Source organism: Pantoea sp. ICBG 1758, assembly GCF_002928325.1.
In the GTDB taxonomy this organism is placed as follows: Bacteria; Pseudomonadota; Gammaproteobacteria; order Enterobacterales; family Enterobacteriaceae; genus Pantoea; species Pantoea eucrina.
This window is the reverse complement of record NZ_POWL01000004.1, coordinates 298,698-317,629: the sequence shown is the minus strand read 5'-3', so window position 1 is coordinate 317,629 and position 18,932 is coordinate 298,698. Positions and strand designations below refer to the sequence as shown.

At 52.8% G+C, this 18,932-nt stretch carries 20 protein-coding genes; 13 read left to right on the top strand and 7 right to left on the bottom strand.

The window, feature by feature from the left end:
• Positions 1 to 8: 8 nt before the first annotated feature.
• Positions 9 to 1,223, bottom strand: coding sequence for an MFS transporter (locus tag C1Y41_RS15260; protein ID WP_104085773.1), 1,215 nt, complete (start codon positions 1,221 to 1,223; stop codon positions 9 to 11).
• Positions 1,224 to 1,350: 127 nt separating this feature from the next.
• Positions 1,351 to 1,701, bottom strand: a complete 351-nt coding sequence (locus C1Y41_RS15255) for a cyclophilin-like fold protein (RefSeq protein WP_080172362.1) — start codon at positions 1,699 to 1,701, stop codon at positions 1,351 to 1,353.
• A 227-nt stretch (positions 1,702 to 1,928) separates the two neighbouring features.
• Between C1Y41_RS15255 and C1Y41_RS15250 the strand changes: the two genes are divergently transcribed.
• Complete coding sequence (locus C1Y41_RS15250; RefSeq protein ID WP_104085772.1) at positions 1,929 to 2,828, top strand: LysR family transcriptional regulator; 900 nt, start codon at positions 1,929 to 1,931, stop codon at positions 2,826 to 2,828.
• A gap of 355 nt (positions 2,829 to 3,183) precedes the next feature.
• Here the strand turns inward: C1Y41_RS15250 and C1Y41_RS15240 are convergent, their stop codons facing one another.
• Positions 3,184 to 3,879: a B3/4 domain-containing protein gene (locus C1Y41_RS15240; protein WP_104085771.1), complete on the bottom strand. Its 696-nt coding sequence runs from the start codon at positions 3,877 to 3,879 to the stop codon at positions 3,184 to 3,186.
• Positions 3,880 to 3,922: 43 nt separating this feature from the next.
• Between C1Y41_RS15240 and C1Y41_RS15235 the strand changes: the two genes are divergently transcribed.
• The 4 genes from C1Y41_RS15235 (at position 3,923) to C1Y41_RS15220 (ending at position 8,182) form a co-directional block, all read left to right on the top strand.
• Entirely contained in the window at positions 3,923 to 4,531 is a 609-nt protein-coding gene (locus tag C1Y41_RS15235) for a cupin domain-containing protein (protein ID WP_104085770.1), read from the top strand.
• Positions 4,532 to 5,033: 502 nt separating this feature from the next.
• Entirely contained in the window at positions 5,034 to 5,954 is a 921-nt protein-coding gene (gene iolE, locus C1Y41_RS15230) for a myo-inosose-2 dehydratase (RefSeq protein WP_071668517.1), read from the top strand.
• The gene (locus C1Y41_RS15225) at positions 5,951 to 7,138 is read left to right on the top strand and encodes a Gfo/Idh/MocA family protein (protein ID WP_104085769.1); all 1,188 of its coding nucleotides are present in this window, start codon (positions 5,951 to 5,953) and stop codon (positions 7,136 to 7,138) included. Before iolE ends, C1Y41_RS15225 begins: the two co-directional genes overlap by 4 nt.
• 12 nt (positions 7,139 to 7,150) lie before the next feature.
• Positions 7,151 to 8,182, top strand: a complete 1,032-nt coding sequence (locus tag C1Y41_RS15220) for a Gfo/Idh/MocA family protein (protein ID WP_071668519.1) — start codon at positions 7,151 to 7,153, stop codon at positions 8,180 to 8,182.
• Positions 8,183 to 8,256: 74 nt separating this feature from the next.
• Here C1Y41_RS15220 and C1Y41_RS15215 read toward each other — a convergent pair whose 3' ends face one another.
• Positions 8,257 to 9,267, bottom strand: coding sequence for a Gfo/Idh/MocA family oxidoreductase (locus C1Y41_RS15215; RefSeq protein WP_104085768.1), 1,011 nt, complete (start codon positions 9,265 to 9,267; stop codon positions 8,257 to 8,259).
• A gap of 618 nt (positions 9,268 to 9,885) precedes the next feature.
• Between C1Y41_RS15215 and C1Y41_RS15210 the strand changes: the two genes are divergently transcribed.
• Positions 9,886 to 10,245, top strand: coding sequence for a type II toxin-antitoxin system RelE/ParE family toxin (locus C1Y41_RS15210; protein ID WP_104085767.1), 360 nt, complete (start codon positions 9,886 to 9,888; stop codon positions 10,243 to 10,245).
• Positions 10,242 to 10,541 (top strand): XRE family transcriptional regulator, encoded by a 300-nt coding sequence (locus C1Y41_RS15205; RefSeq protein ID WP_071668522.1) that lies wholly within the window; start codon positions 10,242 to 10,244, stop codon positions 10,539 to 10,541. The genes C1Y41_RS15210 and C1Y41_RS15205 overlap by 4 nt, the downstream gene beginning before the upstream one ends.
• Positions 10,542 to 10,957: 416 nt before the next feature.
• Here C1Y41_RS15205 and C1Y41_RS15200 read toward each other — a convergent pair whose 3' ends face one another.
• Complete coding sequence (locus tag C1Y41_RS15200; RefSeq protein ID WP_071668100.1) at positions 10,958 to 11,410, bottom strand: acyltransferase; 453 nt, start codon at positions 11,408 to 11,410, stop codon at positions 10,958 to 10,960.
• A gap of 279 nt (positions 11,411 to 11,689) precedes the next feature.
• On the opposite strand from C1Y41_RS15200, the gene C1Y41_RS15195 reads away from it, so the two are divergent.
• Complete coding sequence (locus C1Y41_RS15195; RefSeq protein ID WP_071668101.1) at positions 11,690 to 12,109, top strand: ASCH domain-containing protein; 420 nt, start codon at positions 11,690 to 11,692, stop codon at positions 12,107 to 12,109.
• A 250-nt stretch (positions 12,110 to 12,359) separates the two neighbouring features.
• On the opposite strand, the gene C1Y41_RS15190 is transcribed toward C1Y41_RS15195, so the two are convergent.
• Complete coding sequence (locus tag C1Y41_RS15190; protein WP_104085766.1) at positions 12,360 to 13,109, bottom strand: class I SAM-dependent methyltransferase; 750 nt, start codon at positions 13,107 to 13,109, stop codon at positions 12,360 to 12,362.
• Between the two features lie 292 nt (positions 13,110 to 13,401).
• On the opposite strand from C1Y41_RS15190, the gene C1Y41_RS15185 reads away from it, so the two are divergent.
• Positions 13,402 to 15,468, top strand: a complete 2,067-nt coding sequence (locus tag C1Y41_RS15185) for a TonB-dependent siderophore receptor (protein WP_104085835.1) — start codon at positions 13,402 to 13,404, stop codon at positions 15,466 to 15,468.
• 15 nt (positions 15,469 to 15,483) lie between these two features.
• The gene (locus C1Y41_RS15180) at positions 15,484 to 16,488 is read left to right on the top strand and encodes an ABC transporter substrate-binding protein (protein WP_104085765.1); all 1,005 of its coding nucleotides are present in this window, start codon (positions 15,484 to 15,486) and stop codon (positions 16,486 to 16,488) included.
• Between the two features lie 62 nt (positions 16,489 to 16,550).
• Here C1Y41_RS15180 and C1Y41_RS15175 read toward each other — a convergent pair whose 3' ends face one another.
• Positions 16,551 to 17,153: a TetR/AcrR family transcriptional regulator gene (locus C1Y41_RS15175; protein WP_040113711.1), complete on the bottom strand. Its 603-nt coding sequence runs from the start codon at positions 17,151 to 17,153 to the stop codon at positions 16,551 to 16,553.
• A 138-nt stretch (positions 17,154 to 17,291) separates the two neighbouring features.
• Here C1Y41_RS15175 and C1Y41_RS15170 point away from each other — a divergent pair, with 138 nt between their 5' ends.
• The 3 genes from C1Y41_RS15170 (at position 17,292) to C1Y41_RS15160 (ending at position 18,930) form a co-directional block, all read left to right on the top strand.
• On the top strand, positions 17,292 to 17,693 hold the full coding sequence (locus C1Y41_RS15170) for a RidA family protein (RefSeq protein ID WP_104085764.1): 402 nt from the start codon (positions 17,292 to 17,294) through the stop codon (positions 17,691 to 17,693).
• Positions 17,694 to 17,844: 151 nt separating this feature from the next.
• Positions 17,845 to 18,411, top strand: a complete 567-nt coding sequence (locus C1Y41_RS15165) for a TetR/AcrR family transcriptional regulator (protein WP_104085763.1) — start codon at positions 17,845 to 17,847, stop codon at positions 18,409 to 18,411.
• Positions 18,412 to 18,453: 42 nt separating this feature from the next.
• Positions 18,454 to 18,930, top strand: coding sequence for a DUF1348 family protein (locus C1Y41_RS15160; RefSeq protein WP_104085762.1), 477 nt, complete (start codon positions 18,454 to 18,456; stop codon positions 18,928 to 18,930).
• Positions 18,931 to 18,932: the final 2 nt, after the last annotated feature.

The window sequence follows — 18,932 nt, the reverse complement described above, 5'->3', positions numbered from 1 at the left end:
TCCTGGGTTTATGAATGGTCTGCGGCAGAAGTGTCTGACCGCGAGGTCAGAAAGATCAGCACGGTTGCGATAATCAGCATCGCGGCGCTGGCCAGGAAGGTGCTCTGGTAGCCGTGATGGTCGAAAAGCAGGCCGCCCACCGTCGAACCGAGAGCAATGGACAGCTGCACCATCGCCACCATCAGTCCGCCGCCCGCTTCGGCATTCTGCGGGAAGGTACGCGGAACCCATGCCCACCATCCCACCGGTGCGGCAGTGGAAATCAGCCCCCACAGCCCAAGCAGCGCCGTCACGATGGCTACCTGACTGCCGAAGGCAATCAGTGCCAGCGCGGTGATGGCCATCAGTACCGGGATGGCCATCAGGGTCGGGTAGAACCCGCGTTTTAACACCCGGCCAATCAGCGTAGTGCCGATGAAACCCGCAACACCAATAACCAGCAGGACCAGGGTCACCGTTGCGTCATCCACCCGCGTCACCGTCTCAAGGAAAGGCCTGATGTAGGTAAAGAGCGTAAATTGCCCCATAAAGAAGATCCCCACACCCAGCATGCCCAGCGTGACCACCCGGCGACGAAACAGCGTGAAAACGTTGCGGGAAGCCGCCTGACGGGTGACCGACATGGAAGGCAGACTGAGTAATTGCCAGACAAACGCTATGATGGCGACCGGCACCAGGCAGAAGAAGGCGCCCCGCCAGCCAACAACCGATCCGAGCCAGCTGCCCAGAGGGGCAGCCACGACGGTAGCCAGAGCATTGCCGCTGTTGAAAATAGCCAGCGCCAGCGGAACACGATGCACCGGGACCAGACGCATTGCCGTCGCGGCCGACATCGACCAGAACCCGCCGACCACAATGCCAATCAGGGCCCTGCCCGCCATATAGGTCAGGTAATTGGGTGCCAGCGCAATAACAGCACCGGAAATTGCCATAATGCAGGTCAGGCCGAGCAGCAGCGTTTTCCGGTTAAGCGTGCCTGCCAGCACGGAAATAAACAGGCTGGTTACCACTGCAAATGCCCCGGAAATGGCGATGCCCTGTCCGGCCATGCCTTCGGTGACACGAAGGGTCTGCGCCATCGGTGTCAGCAGGCTGACCGGCATGAATTCGGAGGCGATCAGGGCGAAGACGCACAGCGTCATGGCAAAGACACCACTCCAGTGCGCAGGCTGTTTCCCGCTTCCGGTGTTTTTTTTTCTGTTTTCGTCTGTCTTATTACTCATTCAGGGATTTCTTTTCAGTAGATAACATGAAGTCTGTGCCCCGGAGCCTTCAGCGCTGCAGGAAGAGCTGAAACGGCATACGGGGACGGGATAAGAGGGATAATCGCGGTACGGAAGGTGCTGCGGGTCAGTTGGCGACCCTGATCTGCACCGCAAGAGGTCCGTGGCGCTGCAGGACCGGCAGTCCGGAATCCACTTTCCCTAACGGGATCAGTGAACGGGCGTAAGCCCTGCCCCGGGCAAAAATCGCCAGGTTGCCCCAGGGCGCGTAGTAAGTGATATCTCCGGCTTCCGGCGTTATGCCGTCCGGTGCCTGCACCGTGGAAAGCCTGCGCGGCAGGTCGCTTATACGCTCAATATCGTCATAGTCTTCCAGCGTCAGGCTGAGGGGAAGCAAAGACGCAAAGTCCCGGCCTGTCGGCGTATCAAAGAGGGTGGCGGTGGCGGTTTCTCCCTCCACAATGATCTCAATTTTCATAAGCGTCTCCTGCGCCACTCCCCGGTCGTTGTCACCCGCCATAGCGGACTGCGTGATGAAAAGCAGGCCGGCAAGGAGCAGCAGTGATGTTCTGCAGTAAGCGTTTTGCATAAGGGTTAGCGTTGACTTTTTCATCGCATTATTGTTACCAATATGCAGCGGGTTAACTAGCTAATGAATACTTAATACCCTTATAAGTAAAATTTATAAATGGACCGGAAACGAGCATGGCCAGACGCAATCTCAACGACTTACTCTCTTTCGTCACCGTGGCGCGTGAGGGCAGCTTTACGCGCGCTGCCGCCCAGCTCGGCGTGACCCAGCCCGCACTGAGCCAGGCGATTTCCGGGCTGGAAGAACGGATGCAAATCCGCCTGCTGACAAGGACCACGCGCAGTGTGTCAGTGACGGCTGCCGGGGAACGACTGCTGCAGTCTGTGGGACATCGTATTGATGAGATTGAAGCCGAGCTGGACATGCTGACGGCACTGCGTGATAAACCTGCCGGGACCGTCCGTATTACATGTGGACCTAATGTTCTGAAGACCACACTGCTGCCAAAACTGACACCACTGTTACGCGAATATCCTGATATTCATATTGAGTTTGATGCCAACCACGGGTTCCGAGATATCGTTGCGGATCGTTTTGATGCCGGCGTGCGGCTCGGAGACACTATCGACAAAGATATGATAGCCGTACCCATTGGCCCGAAACTGCGCATGGCGGCTGTAGCTTCCCCTGAGTATTTCGCCCGGTGCGCCGCCCCTCAGACGCCACGCGATCTGATGCAACACTGCTGTATTAATGAGCGCATGGTTCAATCGGGGAAAATTTACGCCTGGGAGTTTGAGCAGGAAAACGATAAATTTCACGTTCGGGTTGAAGGGCAACTGACGTTTAACACATCGGAACATGTCGTTGACGCAGCGCTTGCCGGACTGGGCATTGCCTTTTTACCTGAAGAGGAGTTCGGCACACATCTGCAGGAAGGAAAACTGATTCGCGTGCTTGAAGAATGGTGCCGTCCTTTTCCCGGCTACTATCTTTATTATCCCAGCCGTAAACAGCCTTCCCCAGCGTTTTCACTCGTTGTGGATGCGTTGCGTATTAACCGGAAAATTTAACGCTGAATTATCGGGCCAATATTTCTAGAACGGACGTGAACGTCCGCTTCTGGCAAAAAGCGGACGAAGTTCGATGAACATCTGCTAAGAGCGAAAAGCGTGCTTTATACGTTTATCGTAAAGTTTGTCATTCAGGCAGAGCGTTGCCTCTGACTGGTCTGCGGCATGAGAGGTGAGCGTGTAGTTTATCCATAACGGTGAAATGGGTAGTGCCGGGATTATCATAAATGCTAACCGATACAGACACGTGAAAAAAGGAGGCGCCTGCCCTCTTTTCATCCACGTCGCGGGCGATAAACGGAGTTAATGAAAACGCCGTCAGGCCGGTAAACATACCCGCCTCTCCTGAAGGGTATTACTGGTGTACTTCTTGGATGAGAGAGGCCTCGAACTCTACACCGGGCATCATTTTTTCCAGGCCGTCTGTCAGCATCTTCCCGGCTTCGTGAAGCATCTCCAGCGGCATCTGGGGAAGACTCTCAAGGATGAACCACATCTGCTGTGCTTCGACACCCAGGCGAGTTCTGATCCCCTGGCGCCAGTTCCAGCGTCGGCAGGTTACACCGGCCTCATCACACCATATCACCTCACCCTGCGAAGGATATTCAATGATTGTCCCGCCTTCTTTAAGCGTATCAAAAGGTTCTGTTCCTTTTGCCACAGTCAGGCATGGCGCTCCCTGATAGGCAGAGATATTTTCGCCACCCACCGGTACGGCATAACGAAGACTGACAGCATTATAGAGATCAACAATGGGGTCGAGCGCCGGCATTGTCCCGTCGCGCAATACGCGCTTACGCAAGGCATCAGCTGAACACGGCGTACGTTTGGGCTTAGCGCCAAATTTCTGGAAAACTTCCCCCCAGGCGGCCAGATGAGATTCCGCCCATTCTGGCTGACCCGCCAGAACTGCTTTACATGCATCCTGTAGCGCAGCTTCTCCTGCACCAGGATTTATCACCGGTGCGGCTTGCCCGACGATACTCAATGCCCGAAATCCAGGTGCAATGCGATAAATATCGGGAGCAATTGACGGAGATACTTTTAACACGGGATAATCCTTTAATGACCAATTTAAATCATGATAATGACCGATGACCGAAAAAGTCAATTTACTGACCGACGCTAATGCTATCGCCGACACTGTTAATGAAGCCGTATCTCAGCGGATTAAGGTGTATCGTCAGCAAAAAAAAATGTCTCTTGATGAACTCTCCCGCCGGGCCGGCGTGAGCAAGGGAACGCTGGTTGAGATAGAGGGATGCAGAGCGAATCCCAGTATCGCCCTGCTATGCCGGCTGGCTGCCGCGATGGGCGTTGCAGTGGCTGACTTTGTGGATGTCAGCTCAAAACCGGCAGTCCGCCTGATTTCATCAGATGAAATACCGGAACTGTGGAAAGGAGAAAAAGGCGGCAGTGCAAAATTGCTCGCTGGATCTGGCGGCCCTGATATGACAGAACTCTGGATGTGGGAAATGCAACCGGGTGAAAGGTTTGACTCCCGCGGCCATACAGCAGGAACGCTTGAACTTTTTTATGTTCAGGCGGGTTCACTCACGCTTGGGGTACAGGACCATCAATATCTTTTAAGAGCCGGCTGTTCGGCGACTGCCAGAACAGATGTTCCTCATTTTTATGAAAACCGGGAGGAAGATCCCCTGGTTTTTATCATGACTGTACACGAAAAGCAGTCTGCCAGATGATGTACGCTTTTGTCGTGAAGTTCCAAAGTGAGATTTCAGATAGTTTAGTGCTTATTTTCTAAAACCCAGCAGGTAATTTCATGTTTAAAAGAGCGGATCACGTCGGTTTTTCAGTCAGAAATATTGAAGAGTCCCTGTTCTTCTGGACTCAGAAGTAATATATCTACAAAGCCCCGACGGACAGACGCTGGAGTTAATGGAGCAGGGTCAATGAAAGGCATATTCCGGATCATGCGCGCGCCATTAACCGTTATTGCGGCCAGCTTCCGAACAATTCTTGTGCATCGCCTGTCATCTCTGGAGCGTTTAATGTGCCGGATCTGTCAGTCTGAAAATTAACCCGCAGAATGGGTTATTTATAAAGTTAATCCTGGCAATAACACGCTGAAACAGAGAGATTCACTATTTTCTTCAGTTGAGGGTTTTACCTCATTGAACCGATATCGGTTCTGCTTACGCCTTCCTTATAGTGCTTACAGACTGACCTGTAAGGAGGTGTGTCCTGATGAGTTCACGTATTCGATTAGGTGTAAGCCCGTTAAGCTGGACCAACGACGTTCTGCCCGATCTGGGCGACACTATTTCACTTGAAACCTGCCTGACACAGGCTGCCTCTGCCGGTTATCAGGGGATTGAGCTGGGCAGAAAATTTCCCCGAACCCACACCGAATTAGCCCCACTATTGCATGAAGCGGGGCTTCAGCTCGCTTCGGGCTGGTACAGCGGTTTCCTTGCCGAACGCAGCGTTGCTGATGAAATCGCGGCCGTGGAACCACACGCCGGGCTTCTCAAAGCATCAGGAGCAGACGTTATGGTTTACGGCGAATGCGGCTGTATGCCTGGCAGCTATCCGCTGGACGAGCCTCTTTCTCTTTCTCCGGCCCTGTGCAGCCTGGATGCTGATGAATATGCCGGCAAAGTCAGCGAGTTTGCCGATATTCTGATGGGGAGATTTGGCCTGAAACTTGCCTACCATCATCATCTGATGATGCTGGTTGAGCAGCACCATGAACTGGAAGAGTTTCTGACTAAAACCGCTGAGAGTGTCGGACTGGTTCTGGACTCCGGGCACGCTTTTGCCGCGGGTGTTGACCTGGCTCAGATAACAGAAAAGTTTGGTCATCGTATCGTGCATATCCACCTGAAGGATGTCCGCGCTGAGGTGCTACATCGCGTCCGGGAAAACGACCTCAGCTTTAATGATGCAGTACGCGCGGGACTCTTCACGGTGCCGGGCGAGGGATGCATTGATTATTCTCCGCTGACTGATTTTATTGCGCGCTCAGATTATCAGGGCTGGCTGATAGTAGAAGCCGAACAGGACCCGCAAAAAGAAGAGCCGTTTGCTGCCGTTTCCCGGGCGTTTCACTGGGTAAAAAGCACTTTTTCACAGTCCCTCTCAACAGAGGAAGTTGCTCAATGAAAGACAAACTCAACATTGGCTTAATCGGCTCGGGCTTCATGGGGCAGGCGCATGCTGATGCTTACCGCCGTGCGGCAATGATCTATCCCGGCCTGCCAAAGCGCCCTCATCTCTATGCACTGGCCGATCAAAACCAGACTTTAGCCGATGCGAATGCGGTGCGCTTTGGGGCTGATAAGGCTTACGGAGACTGGCACGATCTGATTAACGATCCGCAGGTTGACGTGGTCGATATCACCTCCCCCAATCATCTGCACTATGAGATGGCGCTGGCCGCGATTGCGGCAGGTAAGCACGTTTACTGTGAAAAACCACTGGCCGTCAGCACGGAAGAGGCGCTGCAGATGACTCTGGCAGCAGAACAGGCGGGCGTCAAAACGATGGTGGCTTTCAATAATATCAAAACGCCTGCGGCGCTGCTGGCAAAACAGATTATTGAGCGCGGCGATATCGGCACGCCAATCCGCTTTCGTGGCACCTTTGATCAGGGTTTTTATAATGACCCGGAACTGCCCTGGTCCTGGCGCTGCTCTAAAAAGCTGGGCGGCAGCGGTTCGCTGGGCGATCTGGGGGCCCATACCCTTTCCGTCGCGCAGTTTCTCATGGGTGAGATCAGCGAGGTAACGGCCAGCGCCCAGACCTGGCTGCGGCAGCGCCCGGTTCCGCAGGTGGACGCCGGTTATGCCAGTCGCATCGATGAGCAGGCAGAATGGCGTGAGGTGGAAAATGACGACCAGGTTCAGTGCCTTGTCAGCTTTGAAAGCGGGGCCAGCGGCGTGATCGAAGCTTCACGCCTCGCTGCCGGTCGCATTTTTGGGGTGTTCTGGGAAGTCTCAGGTACAGAGGGCACCCTTTATATGGATGGCGAACGTTTCAATGAGCTGCAGGTTTATCGCTTCAGCGATGACAAAAATGACAGGGGCTTTAAGACCCTCTATGCCGGCAGCCAGATCCCGGCCTATTCAGGCTTTTTCGGATTCGATTTTGGCGGCGGCGGGCTCGGCTATTTTGATGTCAAAGTGATTGAGGTTCATGACCTGGTGCAGGGGATCTGCGGCGACGGCGACTGTTACCCGAACTTTGCATTTGGCCTGCAGAATCAGCAGGTTCTGACCGCCATTGAGCAATCTATCCTATCCCGTCAGTGGGTTGCTGTAGCAGGCAACCGCCAGGACCGTACTTAAAAAGGAATCATTATGTTTCCCTCTTCCCTGCCCGCTCCGCGACTGCCCTCTGAAAAGTCGATACCCGTATTGCGCTGGGGCATCATTGGCCCTGGCTGGATCGCTGAACACTTTGCCCGCGCGCTGAAGGAGCACACCGGACAGCAGCTGGTTGCTGTAGCAGCAAGAAACAGAGCTAAAGCACAGGCATTCGCCGATCGCTGGGCCATTCCGGCGGCCTTCAGCAGTGCAGATGAAATGCTGGCAATGAATGATCTGGACGCCATCTATATCGCCACCCCACATAACCATCACTATCCGGATGGCATGAAAGCACTTAATGCAGGCAAACATGTGCTGATTGAGAAACCCCTGGCGCTGAATGTCAGGGAAGCAGAAGCCCTGCAGACGCGCGCCCGTCAAAAAGGCCTGCTGTGTATGGAGGGCATGTGGTGCGATTTCGCGCCAAAATATGATGTGCTGCGTCAGCTTTTAACCGACGGCATTCTGGGCGATCTTCATACCCTGACTGCCGATCACGGTGAGTTTTTTACGCAGGATCACCGCATCTTCAATGCCGATCTGGCCGGCGGTCCGATGCTGGATCTGGGCAGCTATCTGGTTTCGCTGAGCGTGATGGTGGCAGGTGCACCTGTGCGCATTCAGTCCAGCGGACAGCCGGCAACAGAAAATGTTAACGGACAGGCTTCTATGTTGTTCGAACATGCCAGCGGCATGCATTCGGTACTGAACACGACTCTGTTCAGTAATACCCCCGGCAGTGCGGTGATTGCCGGCCGCGATGCCACTCTGGTTCTGGCGGGACAGTTTTATGCGCCCGGCGGCTTTGTACTGACCTCGAGCCAGGGCGGTCATACGCTGTGCTGGGAGGAACCCGCCAACCGCTACACGCAGCTCTATCATGAGATCCGACATTTTGCATGGTGCGTGGGACAGGGATTAAACGACTCCCCTGTCCGCCCTTTGTCCGCCGTACTTATGACTCTGACCGCGATGGATACGGTAAGGGAGCAGCTGGGTATCGTTTTCAACGAAGAGCGTTAATATTTGTGAAAGAAGGACCTGAGTATCCTTAGCTTACGGGGCCATATCCTCACGGGACTGGCCCCGGACCGTTGTCAGAATACGTTATCGACCGGGCAGAACATCCCGGTTGTCAGAGATTTCGTCGCGGCTTCTGCGACCGCCTGCGCCCGGATCCCATCCAGCAGCCCTGGTAAATCAGTCACCTCTTCCCCGTTCAGATAGCGGACAAAAGCGTCAAGATGCTGATAATAGGTGCCCTGCACACGACTGAACCAGTCTGCATAAAGTCCCTGCCTGATAATCGCCTTTCCCTGGAAAAGCGTCATACCCGGCGGGCTCTGCGAACCTGACTCTGCCAGTCCTTTTGCACCCATAACGCTGATCCTTTCGTCATAACCGTAGCCCGTGCGACGCGTATTATCGAGCTGCGCAAATGATCCCTGCTGCATCTGCATAATCAGCACCGACGTATCCACATCGTCAAACTCGCTAATGGCCGGCATGGCCAGTGCTGCACCCATCGCACCTACTGAAATAACGTCATCGGCTGTCAGCCAGCGCAGCAGATCGAAAAAATGGATTGCCTGGTCACGCATCTGGCCGCCGGATGACCTGAGATAACTGAGCGGCGGAAGCTCTGACGCACGACAGACCATCTGAATTAACTCAGGACGTCCGACAGTTCCCTGTTCCAGCTGACGCTTTAACTGCTGATGGCTGCTGTCAAAACGGCGATTGAAGCCTATCGTGATTTTTGTCTTCAGAGGCAGCACGTTTTCAGCAACGCGGATCGCTCTTGCCAGCGACAAATCGATCGGCTTTTCACAATAGACGGCCTTACCTGCCCGCGCAGCCGCTTCAAGCAGTTCAGCGTGTGACGGCGTTGCGCTGGCAATCAGCACGGCATCTATATTGTCACTGTTGATGGCGGCGCTGACTTCGCCCGCCATGCACTTCATCTGCCCGGCCAGTGCGGCGGCCCGCTCCGTATCAATGTCGGCCAGCATCGCAAGCTCAACCTCCGGATGAGCCGCAAGATTTGCAGCATGTACCTGTCCGATAAAACCACAGCCAATCAGGGCAAAGCGTTTTTTCTGCGTCATGGTGATTTCCTGTCTGAAGGTCTACGTTGAGCGATAAAGACGTTGCCAACTTAGCCTGCCCGCCTATCCTGAGAAATGCATGTTTTGAGGGAAATACCTCAGCAGGAACCCTGATGAAAACACTGACTCTTGAGATGAACGTGGTGAAACACCTGAGGAATATACCAGCAGCAAAGTGACCTTTATGCTCTATATGCAGGAGCATTTTTATTAGCGTCTGATGGCTTATTATTATGCAGGCAGTTTGCGGTGTTTACTGCTCTGCGGTAAATATTAACTTCTGGCACTAAGCGGACATTAGCATCAAAATTCTAAGGCACCCGATTTTCCGGTTTCGCCGGCCCAGATGGCGCACTTTAGATCAACCCCTGTAGCGGGCCAGCAGCAGCGCGTTCAGACCATAGAAAGATTTAGCCGCTGAGGGCTGGGCCGGTAATGACGCTGCAGGTTTACACTAAAGGCCCGAGTAGCGAGGCGGCTCCGGTCTGTCCAGAATTTGTAACAGAACCCGCCAGCAGTAAAGCCCACCATCACATGCCCAAACAGATACAGAACAGCGTTGAAAATATAGACTCTAATATATATGCTATATAGATTGTAATTTATAAAGGTGGGCCTGTGTGGATTGTTGAAACCACGGGTTTGTTCGCTGAATGGCTTAAAGAGCAGGACAGAGCAATGCAGTTAGACATAATTGCCGCGCTGAACCTTCTGAAGCAGGAAGGTCCACACCTTGGGCGGCCGCATGTCGATACGCTGTACGGCTCGAAAATCCTCAATATGAAAGAGCTCAGAGTACAGAGCAACGGCCGGCCTGTAAGAGGATTCTTTGTATTCGATCCTCTTCGCAAAGCCATCATCCTTTGCGCGGGTAACAAAGAAGGCGCTGATGAAAAGCGTTTCTACAAGACCATGATTAAAACGGCTGAAAGCGAGTATCACCGACACCTGGACCAACTGAAACGGAGTGGAAAATGAAAACGCTGGATGATCTAATGGCTGATTTGACACCCGAGGAACTGACTCAGGTGAATGATAAAGTTGCAGAAATGCGACTTGATTCTCAGCTGTATAAACTTCGCGAGGCGCTGGCTAAAACGCAGAAGCAGCAGGCAGAAGCTATGGGGATCGCGCAACCTTCCGTGGCGGCTATCGAAGGGCGCGGCGAGGATCTGAAAATCGCGACGCTCAAACGATATGTTGAAGCGCTCGGCGGCCAGCTAACTATCGGTGTCAATATGCCCGGCGGCGAGCATGTCGATTTCACACTTTAACTGCACCCGTAAGTCTGGCCGTTTACGGTGTTACCCGGAAAAAATGCGACTGACGTACCGGTTATTTCCCTTCGCTTGCGCTTCCTCTCTGCGACGCGCTGTCTCGCGGTCTGCTTTCTTCACTTAACGCTGCTGTGTGACAGCTCCTCCTCCGCTTTTCTTCCTCTGATGGTCAAAAGCATAAACATCCTGATGGTACCTTCCGGCTCCCCGGTAGGGCCAAGTCATCAACCCTGATGCACTAACCGGCAGAATCAGTAAGCTCCGCCAGACGTCACAAGCGTCGCCAGAGGATTCCGGCTGGATCTGATGGCAAACAGCCCTGTAGTTGGCCTATAGTCCGCTATGAGCGAAAAGCGGACTTTAACGGTTTCAGATTGCCAGGATTTCAGGCTGGCAACTTGCAGAGTATCTGATTAGAGCTTTCTCAAAAGTCTGGCGGGATTACCCGCATACACGCCTTTTACCAGCACAGGCTTTGTAACCACGCTACCGGCACCAATCACCGCACCACTGCAAATGTCCGTGGTTAAGATAGTTGCCCCGCTCCCCACGGTTACCGCGTTACCTAATATGATATGTATCCAGCTTTCTGCAGAAGCATCAGGAGCGCCATTCTTAAACAAGTCGTTGGCAAAGGTTACGCCATGGCCTATAAAACAATCCTTACCCAGGGTAACGTTCTCACAGATAAAAGTGTGTGACTGTACTCGGGTTCTGTCGCCTATAACGCATCCCTTTTGTATCTCTACAAATGGCCCTACAAAAACATCATCACCCAGTTCACACTCATAGATGTTTACTGGCGTGATTACTCTCACATTTTCGCCTTGTTTTACGTCACGAATGCCACTTTCAATAACCTTCATTTAAACTGTGTCCTTACTTGAAATGGTTCGGCTAAAAGCTTGCACAATTTTTATCGTCACGAGGTAACAAGGTTAACCTGCTTTTACTCATTCGCGCACGATGAGGATCGCAATATCCGCTTCTGGCGCGAAGCGGACTTGCGCACAGATCGACGTTAGCTATGAGCGAAAAGCGGGATTTCGCAGCAGTGCAACAATGATGAATATTTGAATCAGGTAATTCATATTGAACGGAAATGGGTTACTTCCTTAAGCGTATTAAATTAAAAAAGGCTAAAAATGACAAAGCTCGAAGAATTAAAAAACATTTATCCCGGTGCACTGGCATGGCAATTTGGCGACAGCCCGGAACTTGCTGATGAACTCGTACAACTGGTTTTGAGTGGCAGTAAAACAGCGACATGCTCTTCGATAGCATCTTTTCAGCATGAACATGAACGAGGCGAAGCTCCCTGCGTAGGAAGTTATAATATCATTCTTAACGGAACCGGGCAGCCAATGTGCGTGATCAGAACGCTCAGGATGCAGGTTATCCGCTTCAATGAAGTGACGAGTGAACTCGCCAGTAAGGAAGGTGAAGGTGATTTAAGTCTGGAGTACTGGAATGAAGGTCATAAGCGTTATTTTGAGCGTGAAGGCACTTATTCTGAAGAAATGGAGCTTGTCTTTGAGGAATTTGAACTTACAGAGATTTTGTAACTGTCCGCTCCTGACACAAAGCGGACTGACGCAGAGTTGAGGTCCGCGATGAGAGAGGCGGACGTCAAAAAGAGGGCGACCGGAAAGTTCTGCCACATCAGACATAGCATCCTGGCTACGAACCCGCAAAAGTCATCGGGTGTATGCTGCGGCAGTTAAAAGAATGAAGAAAATGCCTGACATGAACACCCCCTGAAGCATTTGATCTGCTTCTGGCACAAAGCAGACGTCAACCGCAAAGCGATCAGCATTAACGTTTTGCTTCGATCAAATGTCGGGTGGAATACGCAACAAATGGCTGACCCAGGCGCATTTTCTGGTCCATCGCCTGCAATTCTTTGTAGTATTTCTCCACGGAGAAGCCCGGGACCCACCAGACGCATTTTCGCAAAATCCAGACAACGGCACTGATATCAAAAAACGTCATCCGGCAGCGTGCTGTGCGTAAGTCAATGACCTTCAGACCCGCCATCTCCGCATCCTCTTTTTCTTTGCCAGGATCTCTGTACATTCTCTCTTTGGGAAGTGGTCCTAAAAAATACTCGATTAATTCAAATGCAGATGCAGGTCCAACATGCTGTGCCAGATAGCTTCCTCCGGGTTTAAGAACCCGATATATTTCTGGCCAGTCCGGTGCTACCGGATGCCTGGATGTGACCAGGTCAAAAGATTGTTCGCTAAAAGGAAGCTTTTTGGTGATGGAAGTATCAACAATATTTACCCCCCGGGGTGAAAGGTGCTGCCGGGCTTTTTTCAGGTTCGGGGGCCGCGCTTCTGTTGCGGCCATATATGCAGGAAACTCGGGAACTTCATTTAATAGTTCTCCTCCACCGGTATCAATGTCCAGTGCTGACGTTACCCGGCTTAAGCGTTCTCCGATTAACCTCGCGTAACCCCAGGAGGACCTTTCCTCTGTCGCTTTCCCGTCCAGCCAGTCAAACCCCCAGCCCTCTGTATCGGCCTCCATAGCTTCCATTAATAGTTCATCAAAATATTTCACCTGAATCCTCTCCGTAGATATTTGGTTCAGGGCACATTTTAGAGTATTGATTTAGGCAATGCGATCCACTCCTGGAGCTATCATTAGCACTGTGAAAGCACCGCTGGTTTAATCACATTCGATATAATTTAATGTTACCGGGCAGGTTTTGATTTAAGTCGATTAACTCATATAAGTCGTTATATACTCACTGATATAGCGTTAAGTAATGATGCCTGCCCTTTCGACAGATGTTGGAAATTTCATGTTTGTTAAACGTTTGATCCTGGTGAAGACAACGTTCACCAGCGCAATGTTATTGTCTGCTATGCCGATATATGCCGTAAATGAACAACCTGCGATGGTCGTTAATGCTTTACCAGACGACGCGCCTTCTGCAACCGATAAGAAAGCTAACCTGGGCAGCCTGGGTGCCAGAGAAATACGTGACGCTCCCTGGCCGGTTCAGACGGTGTCTCCCCGTCTGATGAAACGTCAGCAGCTTAAGAGCGTAAGCGATCTCTACCGCTACCTGCCCTCGGTTCAGGGAGAGGGTGCGCGTCCGCAGACGCGCGGCATGCAGGGAAGTGTCGTCCAGAACAGCATGATTGACGGCCTGAATGTCGTGTCAACCACGGACTATGCCGCTGAACAGTTCGACCATATTGAGGTGCTTAATGGCCTCGCCGGGTCACTGTATGGTCCGGCTAATCCGGCAGGATTATTTAATTTTGTCAGTAAGCGCGCCAGTGATACACCGCAGCGAAGCGTTACTCTGGGAGGAGGTAGTGGCCCGGGTCATCAGATAGCCGGTGATTTCAGTGGTCCGGTGGATAGCAACGATCGGCTGCGCTATCGGCTGAATATGCTGGATGACAGGGGCAGTGGCTACGTCAGCGGCAGCAGAAAACGACGTCAGCTTTTCAGCCTGGCCCTGGATGCCAGCCTGAGCGATCGGACCCTGCTGGAAACTAATTTCAGCTATTACCATTTTTATGAAAAAGGGTTGCCGGGGAAATTTGCGCTGGGTAACGGCCTGACATTGCCCGCAGCTCCCAATCCAAAAACGGCTCATCTGGGACAATCCTTTGCGGGAAATGATAACCATACGCTGACCGCCGGCATCCATCTGAAGCATGATTTTGACGGCAACTGGCTCGGTGAAGCTGGCGTGCTGCGTCAGATAGCCGATCGCGAGTCCACTGCTGTCACCAATACGTTTACGAATAAACGTGGCGATTACACGACAACGACTTCATCAGCGACAGCCAGTCGTTTCACTATCAACAGTTATATGGCGAACTTAGAGGGTGAAATCGAAACTGGCCGTATCCATCATCAGATAGCCACTGGCGTGCGGGGGTTTGTCTGGAAAAATTACAATCCGCGTAAGGGTGGAACCTTAACGCTGGGCAGTGCCTCACTGGATAACCCACAGACATTTAGTGAGCCTGACTATCCCGATTTCACCCGGCGTTATCATTCTGCGACAGCCACTCAGCACGCATTTCTGCTGAGCGATACCCTGCAGTTTTCTCCGCAATGGAGCACACTGTTAGCGGGCAGTGAAAGCCTGCTCAGCTCATCCGGCTATGCTAAAACGGGCCGCCGAAGCAGTCACTCATCAGATAGCGGCTTTAGCGGGTCTGCCAGCGTAATCTATAAACCGGTCGATCCGCTGACGCTTTATGTGACCTATGCCGACAGCCTGCAGCAGGGTGATACTGCCCCCGCCACCGCGAATAATGCCGGGACAATACTGACACCCTATCGCAGTCGCCAGATTGAAGCGGGCAGTAAACTGGCTATTAACCGGCTGTTATTGACTGCCGCACTGTTTCAGATCAAACGTCCGTTCGCCTATACCAACGCCAGCGGAGAGTATGGGATAGACGGTGAGCAGCGCAACCGCGGTCTGGAGCTGCTCGCTGATGGAGACGTAACCGATCGCCTGCACCTTTTTGGCGGCATGACATGGCTTGATCCGCGCTTAGTGAAAACAGCCAGCCGTCAAACAACGGGTAAACAGATTGTGGGTTTGCCACGCTATACGGCCAGCCTGTTCGCGGCCTATGACTTACCGGTGCTCAGCGGCACCGATATTCATGGCGGCATTCATTATATGGGACAGCGCATGACCGACAATCAAAACAGAGGCCAGGTAAGCGGCTACACCACGCTGGATGCCGGGGCGGCCTATAAAACCCGGCTGTTTAATACCGCTACAACATTCCGTCTTGATGTCACTAATCTGACGAATCGTCACTACTGGACCAAGATCGTGCCCGGCGGCCTGAACGGTTACAGCGGGGCCGGTTATGCCAGCGCCTCTGTGGGTGAACCGCGCCGGGTAGAGGTTTCCATGCAACTCAGCTTCTGACAGGGATATTTACTGATGAAAAGCCTGCAATGGGCACTACCGCTTCTGGTCGTAAGCGCTCTGGCGTCGGCTCAGACAGTCACTGACGACAGCGGGAATAAGATTGAATTGAGCCAGCCGGTGCTGCACATAGCCGATGCCTGGTTTGCCCACCACTCTCTGCTTATGACGCTGGGCGCCGGCGATCGGATTGTGGCAACCGTAAACCATCCGGCGGACCGGCCGTGGATGTTTAAGGTACAGCCATCGTTAAATCAGGCGCTCCAGGCACACGGTAAAACCTTTAACAGTGAAGCGCTGGTGGCACGCAACGTTGATGCGATTTTTGTACCCGCTAACGATCCCGATGCAGAGTCTTATCGTCTGGCCGGTATTCCCGTACTGGCAATGAATTTTGATGATTTTGACTCGATGAAACGCTCACTCACTACCACGGCTCAGGTGGTCGGCACACCGGCAGCGGCCGCGCGAGCCCGGGCTTATAATCGCTATCTGGATACGCAAATCGCTGCTATTCAGACCAAAACGGCCGCGCTTGCGGAGAGTGAACGCCCGCGCGTGCTGCATATTCAGTCGCTGCATCCGCTGAAGGTAGATGGCCGGAATACCCTGATTGATACCTGGATCAGGCTTGCGGGTGGCCGGAACGTCGCCGCCTCCGTGGATGGCAATATGCGCCCTGTTTCACCGGAGGAGGTGATACGCTGGGATCCGGATGTGATTATTATCGGTGCCGGCGCGGGAACCCTGGCTGACTCTGACTACAAATCGCTGTTCGCCAGCGTAAAAGCCGTGAAGCAGCAGCAGGTGTGGCAGAATCCATCGGGTGTCTTTCCCTGGGATCGCTACGGCACTGAAGTCGCACTGCAAATCCAGTGGGCTGCCAAAAAACTGCATCCGGCGCTGTTTGCAACGCGCGATTTGATTGACGCCACTCAGGAATTTTACCGGACATTTTACGATTATCCGCTGAGCAAACAGGATGCGCAGCGTATTTTGCAGGCACTGCCTCCCGGTTGAGGCAGGCAGGATTTTGCAATATTCGTTGATAAGCTGTGGTATCCAGACCAATTAAAGCGGCGTTATGGCTGCGCAACACTTTCCAGCAGACCGCCGAAGAGCAGAGTAAACGCCTGAATAGCTTTTGGTAATGCCTGTTGTGGATTACCGCTGGCAGCGACCCATAGCGCGGCATTCAGTGCCGCGCCATTTAACAGCCACGCAGCCGCATCCGCATCGACTGATTTGATTACGCGACGTTCAATCAGATCGGTAATACTCTCACGCGTAGCACTGAGGCAGTTATTCTGACTCGGCCATTTTGCAGGATCGCCAAGAAAAGCGGGACCATCAAGCAGCACAATGCGCCGGACCTCTTCATCCAGCGCCATCCTGATATAGGCTATCCCTTCAGCCAGGAGCGTTTGCTGGTCGTTATCGGAGTGAACCGCTTCACGTTTAGCGCGTTGCGCCATTTCAGAATCGATCTGCGTCACTACCGCGGCGAGCAAGCCTTTTTTATCCCCAAAGTTATGGTAAAGCGCCCCGCGCGTCAGACCGACACTGGCAGTCAAATCGTCCATTGATGCAGCTGCAAATCCCTTTTCAGCGAACGCTTTGCGCGCAGCTGCAATCAACTTTTTCCGGTTTTCTTCCATCGTTTCTGTGCGGCGTCTGGTAACCATATACTTCTCCTGCTGCTAACGCCGCGCATGCCATTTGACATACGCAGCGTATGTGTGATTAATTTTACATACGCCGCGTATATTAATTGTTTTATTTATGCTGCGCATCCCCTGTTGTTCTCCCACAAAGGAGTCCCTGTGACCCAGCCAACACCCGTTTTTCCTGCTCATCGCCATGCTCTTTATGAACAGCATGGTTATTCTGCAGCAATCCGCTCTGGCGATTTATTATTTGTTTCCGGGCAGGTGGGTAGCCGCGACGACGGCACCCCGGAGCCGGACTTTGCAACCCAGGTACAGCTTGCCTTTGAGAATCTCAGAGCCACGCTCGCTGTGGCAGGATGTACGTTCAAAGATATGATTGATGTGACTACTTTTCATACCGACCCGGAAAACCAGTTTTCAACCATCATGCAGGTGAAACAGACTCTTTTCCCGACGCCGCCCTACCCCAACTGGACCGCCCTGGGCGTTAACTGGCTGGCAGGGTTTGATTTTGAGATAAAGGTTATCGCCCGCATTCCTGAGTCTCAGGCATAAAAACGTTGCAGAGCAATATCAGGGAGGGCCAGCTTACGGCTCTCCCTTTTTGATCCGCTCAGTCAGCATTGCATAGCTGTCTGTCGCCCCGGTGATAGCCTCCTGCTAAAAAAACGTTGACGAGGTAGAACGATCGTTCTACCTTAAAGCCATGAACAAAACATCAGTCAGTACCCGGGAAAAAATTCTCAGGAGCGCTGAGCAGCTGATTTATCAGAACGGTATCCACGCCATGGGCATGGATCTTCTGGTCAAAACCTCAGGCGTCGCCAGAAAAAGTATTTATCATCACTTCGCCAGTAAAGAGGAGGTGGCATCAGCCGCGCTGAGCGTGCGCGATGAGCAGTGGATGGCGTGGTTCAGAAGCGCGTCCGATCAAGGCAATACGCCGCAGGATCGCATTCTGAATATGTTTACCGCGCTGAAAAGCTGGTTTGAGTCAGAGGGTTTCCGCGGCTGCGCATTTATCAACACCGCCGGTGAGACAGGCAACCCTGACGATACCGTTCGCCAGATAGCGAAAACCCACAAGCAGAAGTTACTGGATTACGCCCTGGAGCTCAGCAAAGAGATGAATGTTGCACATCCCGAGGCGCTGGCCAGACAGCTGCTGATTCTGATAGAGGGCGCCATTACCGCGTCCTATGTTATGGGGAACGGGAGCGCGGCCGACGACGCACGGGATATTGCGAAAATGCTGCTGGAGCAGGTTTCCTGAAGCCTGCGTACTCATCAAATTTGAATTAACAGGAGTTTTACCATGTCTGATTCATACCAACACCCGCCGCTTCCTCCTTTCACCCGCGAAACGGCCATCGAAAAGGTGCGCCTGGCTGAAGATGGCTGGAACAGCCGCGATGCGGCTAAAGTCGCACTGGCTTACTCAGCGGACACACAATGGCGCAACCGCACCGAGTTTGCTTATAACCGTGAAGAAGCCGAAGCGTTTCTGGCCCGTAAATGGAAAAAAGAGCTTGAGTATCGTCTTATCAAGGAGCTCTGGGCGTTTGATGGCAACCGCATTGCTGTCCGCTACGCCTATGAATGGCGCGATGATTCAGGTAACTGGTTCCGCTCTTACGGCAATGAAAACTGGGAGTTTGAAGGCGATGGCCTGATGAAGCGCCGTTTTGCCTGTATCAACGATATGCCTATCAAAGAGAGCGAACGCAAATTTTTCTGGCCGCTGGGACGTCGTCCGGACGATCATCCGGGGCTGACTGCGCTGGGGTTGTAACG